General features: G+C 37.4%; 9 protein-coding genes and 1 pseudogene. 9 read left to right on the top strand and 1 reads right to left on the bottom strand.

The window, feature by feature from the left end; genetic code table 11:
* Positions 1–61 precede the first annotated feature (61 nt).
* The gene (locus HUN22_RS13870) at positions 62–397 is read left to right on the top strand and encodes a hypothetical protein (RefSeq protein WP_174730453.1); all 336 of its coding nucleotides are present in this window, start codon (positions 62–64) and stop codon (positions 395–397) included.
* A gap of 69 nt (positions 398–466) precedes the next feature.
* Here the strand turns inward: HUN22_RS13870 and HUN22_RS13865 are convergent, their stop codons facing one another.
* Entirely contained in the window at positions 467–631 is a 165-nt protein-coding gene (locus HUN22_RS13865) for a hypothetical protein (protein WP_174730450.1), read from the bottom strand.
* 467 nt (positions 632–1,098) lie between these two features.
* On the opposite strand from HUN22_RS13865, the gene HUN22_RS13860 reads away from it, so the two are divergent.
* The 8 genes and pseudogenes from HUN22_RS13860 to HUN22_RS18200 all read left to right on the top strand — a co-directional run.
* The gene (locus tag HUN22_RS13860) at positions 1,099–1,404 is read left to right on the top strand and encodes a YcgL domain-containing protein (RefSeq protein WP_016141114.1); all 306 of its coding nucleotides are present in this window, start codon (positions 1,099–1,101) and stop codon (positions 1,402–1,404) included.
* Positions 1,397–1,783, top strand: coding sequence for a hypothetical protein (locus HUN22_RS13855; RefSeq protein WP_046812660.1), 387 nt, complete (start codon positions 1,397–1,399; stop codon positions 1,781–1,783). Before HUN22_RS13860 ends, HUN22_RS13855 begins: the two co-directional genes overlap by 8 nt.
* A gap of 29 nt (positions 1,784–1,812) precedes the next feature.
* Entirely contained in the window at positions 1,813–2,664 is an 852-nt protein-coding gene (locus HUN22_RS13850; RefSeq protein ID WP_002113662.1) for an AAA family ATPase, read from the top strand.
* Between the two features lie 15 nt (positions 2,665–2,679).
* Positions 2,680–3,867 carry a vWA domain-containing protein gene (locus HUN22_RS13845; RefSeq protein ID WP_002113937.1) on the top strand — a complete coding sequence of 396 codons (1,188 nt, stop codon included), beginning with the start codon at positions 2,680–2,682 and terminating at the stop codon, positions 3,865–3,867.
* Positions 3,868–3,903: 36 nt separating this feature from the next.
* Positions 3,904–5,109, top strand: a complete 1,206-nt coding sequence (trpB, locus tag HUN22_RS13840) for a tryptophan synthase subunit beta (RefSeq protein ID WP_174730447.1) — start codon at positions 3,904–3,906, stop codon at positions 5,107–5,109.
* A gap of 236 nt (positions 5,110–5,345) precedes the next feature.
* On the top strand, positions 5,346–6,353 hold the full coding sequence (prmB, locus tag HUN22_RS13835) for a 50S ribosomal protein L3 N(5)-glutamine methyltransferase (RefSeq protein WP_016141110.1): 1,008 nt from the start codon (positions 5,346–5,348) through the stop codon (positions 6,351–6,353).
* 12 nt (positions 6,354–6,365) lie between these two features.
* Positions 6,366–7,457, top strand: a complete 1,092-nt coding sequence (gene aroC, locus HUN22_RS13830) for a chorismate synthase (protein WP_174730444.1) — start codon at positions 6,366–6,368, stop codon at positions 7,455–7,457.
* A 334-nt stretch (positions 7,458–7,791) separates the two neighbouring features.
* Positions 7,792–7,964, top strand: a pseudogene (locus HUN22_RS18200) (hypothetical protein); the annotation flags it as partial.

The raw sequence follows: 7,964 nt of genomic DNA, 5'->3' as shown, positions 1-7,964 counted from the left end.
GTTTATTATTTGACAGCTTCCATCTTCTTCTGTAGTTTTATTTTTTGAGTGGAATATAGATATGAACTTCCAAACAATTCTTTTATCTTTCAAAAATCACTCTACTGGCACAGATGCATTTAAAAATTTAAAAAATGCTTGTGAACAGTTTCTTAAAGAATCTAAAGATACAAAAGAAAAAGCAGCAGTCTACTTAATCTATGGTTTCGCACGTAGTTACGTAATCTTATATGAAGATGAAGCTGTAACAACCGAATTTGCTTATGCCTCTAAAACTCAACTCATTGCTTATATGGAAAGTATTAACAAAGCTTTATTGAGCCAAGATGATAGCGCTATTTTGAATGCCTTAAATCAAGTAAGCGATGACTATATAAAAAGTACTCGCGTCTTCTAGAAAAAATTAACACGTACTTAAATAAAAACACTTCTTTAGCCCAAGCTAAAGAAGTATTTAATGTTTGTTTTAGTGAGACTTTTTCTTACCGCCACCATCTTGTTTATTGACGGTCGACCATGCAATTCTTCCGGCTTCTTCTTGAGAATGACCTCTATCAACTTCACTCTCAACAATATGTTTGGCCTGACGCTTTTGCTTTGCGGTATAAGCACTTTTATCACCACGAGGCATAATTTCGTCCTCCATATCTATGAACAAGAGACTTATTATTGAAACATATTCAGATAACAACTAAGTTAAGTAATGTCTGGTGATGTGTAGTGAAGTGGTTAAAAGTTTTACTCAAGTGTATTTTCTTAAATAAGTGAAAAAGAAATTTATTATTTTTGCTAGCTTAAGTATAAATCTTGCAAGAATACTATTATCAAGCATTTGATGATGAATACTTTTTTAAAAAATCCTAAAACTGCTTTTATTTTAGTAAAATAGATTTTTAATTTTAATATTTAAAATCAATATCTTATATTGTGTTTTGTAAAATCTGATTCCTGTTTAGAACAAAGTTATTATCGACCTTAATCATTGTTGTAGGTTAATATTTCTCACGAATTAAAAAAACGACTGATGCGTAAACAAACCTGCGTGTGTGTGTCGTTTTTTTTCATGTATGCTGTCCTTAGTTCAAGAGTTGATTTGAAATGCACTGTGATATTTATAGATCGAGCAAAAAAGATGAAATGTACATGTATATTGCTCGTCCAAACTATCCTGACGATGCGGAGCAAGCTGATCCGTTTGAAAATGTTCCTGAAGCTGTTCTACAAGCGTTTGGTCGTGCAACGTTTGTCATGCATTTAGAGTTAGCTCCAACACGTAAATTGGCGCGTGTTAATGTTTTACATGTTTTAGACTCATTACAAACAAAAGGTTTCTTTATTCAGATGCCGCCAGAAGGGTTAATTAACCCGAATGCAGTTGAACCAGAGGGCTTACGTGGTGCGTGAAGATCAAACTGGAATAATGAATCAATTATTTTCTTTTTTGGATGTTATTCCTGAAGGTGTTATTGCTTTAACAGCTTATGGAATAGGCGCTATTATTGCTTTGTGGTGTTGGTGGCGATTAATGCGCCGTCTTCCTACAACTCTGGGTGCAATTAGCTGGCTGATTGTATTCGCTATTTTAGTTACACCAACAGTGTCTGAAGGACCGAATGCATCTGTAGCACCTGCTATTTTTGGACTTCTTTTTGGTGTTTTAACTAAAGATAGTCCGTTAATTTGGTCGAATTTATCTTTAATTCTGTTTGTCGTTGGTCTAGGTTTGGTGATTGGATATTGTTGGTCAAAATATTCAACAAACAAAAACATGCGTTCCATCTAACCATTGAAATAGAAAAATAAGGTCTTTACATGTCTGCTGATACCCAACATTTTACCGGTACAGATCAATATATCGCGACTGATAGTCTTAAGCTTGCTGTAAAAGCAGCTCGTGCTTTGCAAAAGCCTTTACTGATTAAAGGTGAACCGGGCACGGGTAAAACTTTACTTGCTGAACAAGTAGCACAAAGTTTAGGTTTAAAACTGATTACTTGGCATATCAAATCTACAACCAAAGCGCAGCAAGGGTTGTATGAATATGATGCAGTTTCTCGTTTAAGAGACAGCCAGTTAGGTGATGACCGAGTTTACGATATTAAGAACTACATTAAACCCGGTAAATTGTGGGAAGCTTTCACCAGTGAAGAGCGTTGCGTATTATTAATTGATGAAATTGATAAGGCCGATATCGAGTTTCCAAATGACTTATTGCATGAACTCGATAAAATGTCTTTTTATGTTTATGAAACGAATGAAACAATTACGGCAACGCAACGCCCAATTGTAATTATTACTTCAAATAATGAAAAAGAATTACCAGATGCTTTCTTGCGTCGTTGCTTCTTCCACTATATTGAGTTTCCAGATGAAGCCACAATGCGAGAAATTATTGCGGTTCATTTCCCAAATATCTCTGCAACACTAGTAAACGAAGCTTTACAGGTTTTCTTTAAACTACGTGAAATTCCTAATTTGAAGAAACCACCATCAACCTCTGAGTTAATTGATTGGTTAAGCTTACTCATGGCAGATGATATGCCAGAAGATGTATTACGCAATCGAGATACCTCTAAAGCTATTCCACCTTTATATGGTGCGCTGATCAAAAACGAGCAGGATGTGCAACTCCTCGAACGTTTGGCTTTCATGTCTCGACGTTAAAGGAGGGAATAACCCATGTTTGTGCGGTTATTTTACACCTTACGTAAATATGGTGTTCCAGTTACCACTCGTGAACTTATTGACTTAAACCGTGCTGTAAGTGAAGGTTTGGTTTTTGCCGACCAAGAAGAGTTCTATCAACTTGCTAAAACTATTTTAGTTAAAGATGAGCGCTTTTTTGACAAGTTTGATCGTGCCATGAAAGATTACTTTGATGGCATTGAAACTTTTGATATCGATGAGTTGCTCAAGCAAGTTCATAAATTACCAAAAGACTGGTTCGATTTAGAACTTCTCGAAAAGCATTTAACACCAGAGCAAAGAGCTGAACTTCAAAAAGCGGGTTCTTTAGAAGAACTGATGAAAATGCTGGAAGAGCGTTTACGCGAACAGCATAAAAAACACCAAGGTGGTAACCGTATGGTTGGCACAGGTGGAACTTCACCATTTGGTGCTTTTGGTGACCATCCAGAAGGCGTCAGAATTGGTGGACCAGGGCGTAAACGTTCGGCAGTTAAAGTCTGGGAACAACGTAAATACCAAAATCTAGATGATGACCAAGTTCTTGGAACTCGTCAGATGCAAATTGCTTTACGACGTTTACGAAAATTTGCTCGCCAAGGTGCAGCTGAAGAGTTAGATGTTGACGGTACAATTCGAGAAACAGCCAAACAAGGTATTTTGGATGTTCAGATGGTGCCAGAGCGCCGTAATCGAATCAAAGTACTCATGTTATTTGATGTCGGGGGGTCGATGGATGCACACATTGCCCAATGTGAAAAGCTTTTCAGCGCTGCTAAAAGTGAGTTTAAGACACTCGAATACTTTTATTTCCATAATTGTCTCTATGACTATGTCTGGAAAGATAACTACCGAAGAACAGCAACCCGCATGAATACATGGGATCTATTTCACACCTATGGACGCGACTATCGTGTAATTGTAGTGGGTGATGCCAGTATGGCACCGTATGAGCTAAAATCGGTAGGTGGCTCGGTTGAATATATGAATGATGAAACAGGTGAGGTTTGGTTACGTCGCCTACGTCAACATTTTGATAAAACAGCATGGTTAAACCCTGAAACTGAAGGGTATTGGCATTACACTCAAACCATTGGTTGGATTAAAGAGATTTTTGAAAACCATATGTATCCAATGACCTTAAAAGGCATTGAGGATTTGACGCGTTACCTTTCTCGATAAACTTGATAACTTTAATAATTTAAAAAGAGGGATGATATGCAACATCAAATTAATGGTATTGCTTTGCCAAATGAACAGGGATTTTTTGGTGAATATGGAGGCCAATTTATTCCTCCGCATTTAAAAGAAGCAATGGATGAAATTAATGTTGCTTATGAAGAAATTCGCCATACACCAGAATTTCAAAATGAATTATCAGACCTCTTTTCAAATTATGTAGGTCGTCCAAGTCCTTTATTTCACGCAAAACGTCTTTCTGAGCAGTTAGGCGGTGCACAAATTTATTTAAAACGTGAAGACTTAAATCATACGGGTGCCCATAAAATTAATCACTGTTTAGGTGAGGCTCTACTTGCCAAATATATGGGCAAAAAGAAAGTTATTGCTGAAACAGGTGCGGGACAGCATGGCGTTGCTTTAGCAACGGCTTGTGCTTTAGTTGGTATTCCATGTGAAATTCACATGGGACAAGTAGATATTGAAAAAGAACACCCTAATGTGGTCAAAATGAAAATTTTGGGTGCTCATTTAGTTTCAGTAACACGTGGTACAGCCACCTTAAAAGATGCTGTAGATAGCGCGTTTGAAGAATATTTAAAAGACCCTAAAAACTTTATTTATGCAATTGGTTCTGTGGTTGGACCACATCCATTTCCAAAAATGGTTCGAGATTTTCAATCGATTATTGGCAATGAAATTAAAGAGCAGACGCATCATCGTTTTGGTAAAAACCCAGATTATGTTGTCGCATGTGTTGGTGGCGGTTCAAATGCAATCGGTGCCTTTACAGCATTTCTAAATGATTCGGATGTAAAATTGGTTGGGGTTGAACCAGCAGGACATGGTTTAGAAACTCACATGCATTCGGCAACTTTAACATTAGGTAAACCAAGTCAAATTCATGGTATGGCGTGTTACGTGCTTGAAAATGAAGCTGGTGAACCGTTACCCGTGCATTCTATTGCTTCAGGATTGGACTATCCTGGTGTTGGGCCTCAGCATAGTTTCTTAAAAGATTTAGGCCGTGTGGAATATAGCACTGCAACTGACCAAGAATGTTTGGATGCTTTTATGACCTTATCTCGTGTAGAAGGAATTGTTCCTGCGCTTGAAAGCTCACACGCTGTCGCATGGGCAATACGAGAAGCACCAAAGCTGCCGAAAGAAACCATGATTGTGGTTAATCTTTCTGGTCGTGGAGACAAAGATTCGGATTATGTGGCAGAAAAACTTAAGCTTTAAACTAACTAAACATAAAAAGCGGTCAAACTTTAAAGACCGCTTTTTTATTTCATAGACGAAATCTATCCTTTGTTAAAAGTTCATTATTTCTTAATTAAAACAAAGTATTCTGATTTTAAGCTGTGATTGTTAGAGATAGGTGTGTAAAACACTGCTTCACAAGGCAAAGCGTTGCGTTGCTTGGTCTCACTCAGTAGAATAGTCACTTTGCAAAATTTGCCTTTGGAGACGCCTAAGTGGAGCGACCGACGATTAGCCCTGAACATTTACAGGAAGCTGCTGAAAATTTATCAACAATTCGAGATTTTATTCGTTTTGGGGTATCAGCATTACGTCAACATGATGCACATTTAGGACAAGGTACTGAAGATTATTTTGCAGAAAGTTCTGCACTAGTTTTACAAACCTTATCTCTTGAATGGTCAGCAGACGCAGAAATTCTAGATGCCAAGTTATTACCAAGTGAAAAAGCAGAATTTTTAAGTTTGTTAGAACGTCGTATTAATGATCGTATTCCGACTTCTTATTTATTAAATTTAGCTTACTTCTTTAATAAGCCATTTTATGTGGACGAGCGTGTACTTATTCCGCGTTCACCAATTGCAGAATTAATTGAACAACGTTTTGCACCATATTGCTTAGATGAAAATGGTCAAATGCGTGAAGCACTTAACAACCTGCCAGAAAATGCAAAACCTAAAACTCCACAGCGTATTTTAGATATGTGTACAGGTTCTGGTTGTATTGCTGTTGCTTTGGCTTATGCTTACCCAGATGCTGAAGTAGATGCTACGGACATTTCTAAAGAAGCCTTAGAAGTAGCATCAATTAATGTTGAACACCACAATAAGCAATATCAAGTTGCATTACTTGAGTCTGACTTGTTTGCCAAGATTCCTGCTGAAAATCAGTATGATTTGATTGTAAGTAACCCTCCGTACGTTGATGCCGAAGATATGGCTGACTTACCAGAAGAGTTTTTACATGAACCTGAACTTGCATTGGCAGCAGGCCAAGATGGTTTAGACTTAGTTCGTAAAATGCTTGCACAAGCGGCAGACTATTTAACTGAAGATGGTCTTATTGTCATTGAAGTGGGTAACTCTGAATGGGCTATGCGTCAGAACTTCAATACTATTGATTTCAATTGGCTTACTTTCCAAAAAGGTGGTTCTGGGATTTTTGCTTTAACCGCCGAACAATGTCGTCGTTATAGAAAACTATTTGAACAGCAACAAGCATAAGGAGTTGTACATATGGCAGGGAACAGTATTGGACAACTCTTTCGTGTAACGACATGTGGTGAGTCTCATGGTGTTGGCCTAATGGCAATTGTTGATGGCGTGCCACCTGGTCTTGACTTAACTGAAGAAGATCTACAAAAAGATCTAGACCGCCGCAAGCCGGGTACATCAAAATTTGCGACTCAGCGCAAAGAGCCTGATCAAGTCGAAATTATTTCTGGTGTGTTTGAGGGTAAAACTACTGGTACGCCAATTGGTTTACTTATTCGTAATACTGATCAAAAATCGAAAGATTACGGCAATATTGCTCAGACTTTTAGGCCAGGTCACGCGGACTATACCTATACACAAAAGTATGGTTTCCGTGATTATCGCGGTGGTGGACGTTCGAGTGCCCGTGAAACTGCTATGCGTGTTGCAGCAGGTGCGATTGCTAAAAAATATTTAGCAGAAAAGTTTCGCATCTTGATTCGTGGCCATGTTACTCAAATTGGTAATGAAATTGCTGAAAAACTGGATTGGAATGAAGTTCCGAATAATCCATTTTTCTGTGGTGATGTAGATGCTGTTCCTCGTTTTGAAGCATTGGTGACATCTTTACGTGAAAAAGGAACAAGCTGTGGTGCTAAGTTAGAGATTTTAGCTGAAAAAGTTCCTGTAGGTTGGGGTGAACCTGTTTTTGATCGTCTTGATGCTGACATTGCTCATGCCATGATGAGTATTAATGCTGTTAAAGGTGTTGAGATTGGTGATGGTTTCGCAGTTGCTGGGCAGTTTGGTCATGAAACACGTGATGAGTTGACTAGTCATGGCTTCTTGGCGAACCATGCAGGCGGTATTTTAGGCGGTATTTCGAGTGGTCAGACGATTCGCGTCGCTATTGCATTAAAACCAACAGCTAGTATTACAACACCAGGTAAAACGATTAATTTAAGCCGTGAAGATACTGATGTTTTAACTAAAGGCCGTCATGACCCATGTGTAGGTGTACGAGCAACTCCAATTGCAGAAGCAATGCTAGCCATTGTTTTAATGGACCACTTCCTACGCCATCGTGCACAAAATGCAGATGTTGTTCCACCGTTTGCCCCAATTGAGCCATAGTCATAATTTTCGACTATAGTAATTAAGCCCCCGTATTTAACTTAAACTTGGGGGCTTTAATTTTTTACCACATTCGGCTCTATTAAATTTTAAATTATCTTCTTGTTTTATAATCTCTATATAAATATAATGTTGTGCGATTTATTTTTGAATATATTTATCTTTTGATATTGGAAATTAAATTTTTATTAATTTTCTTGTTAGATTAGATATCTATATTTATTTCTAGAAGCTAATTATACTAATTTGCTTCTATTTTGTTTTTTAAATATTTACATTTTATTATTTTAAGTAACGAACTTTCGAAGTCATCATTGAAATTGGGGAAATATCAATGAATCAATGCGCATATAGAATTGGCTGTATGTCAAAGGATAAGCTATTGCCTAAAAATTTACAGGCAATGATAAAAGTTATTCATGACTTGTCTTTGTCATCTCAGTTATCTGGAAACTGGGTATATAATGATAATGATCCAGATATACATATTATTGATTTAGATAGTGG

This window comes from Acinetobacter lactucae (genome assembly GCF_013344765.1).
GTDB lineage: Bacteria > Pseudomonadota > Gammaproteobacteria > Pseudomonadales > Moraxellaceae > Acinetobacter > Acinetobacter lactucae_A.
The sequence above is the reverse complement of the archived record's forward strand: the minus strand, read 5'-3'. Positions and strand labels throughout refer to the sequence as shown.

Bases quoted from the DNA above. Each gene is read 5' to 3' on its own strand.
- trpB (WP_174730447.1), top strand. From the start codon at position 3,904: ATGCAACATCAAATTAATGGTATTGCTTTGCCAAATGAACAGGGATTT.
- HUN22_RS13850 (WP_002113662.1), top strand. From the start codon at position 1,813: ATGTCTGCTGATACCCAACATTTTACCGGTACAGATCAATATATCGCG.
- HUN22_RS13860 (WP_016141114.1), top strand. From the start codon at position 1,099: ATGCACTGTGATATTTATAGATCGAGCAAAAAAGATGAAATGTACATG.
- HUN22_RS13870 (WP_174730453.1), top strand. From the start codon at position 62: ATGAACTTCCAAACAATTCTTTTATCTTTCAAAAATCACTCTACTGGC.
- HUN22_RS13845 (WP_002113937.1), top strand. From the start codon at position 2,680: ATGTTTGTGCGGTTATTTTACACCTTACGTAAATATGGTGTTCCAGTT.
- HUN22_RS13865 (WP_174730450.1), bottom strand. From the start codon at position 631: ATGCCTCGTGGTGATAAAAGTGCTTATACCGCAAAGCAAAAGCGTCAG.
- aroC (WP_174730444.1), top strand. From the start codon at position 6,366: ATGGCAGGGAACAGTATTGGACAACTCTTTCGTGTAACGACATGTGGT.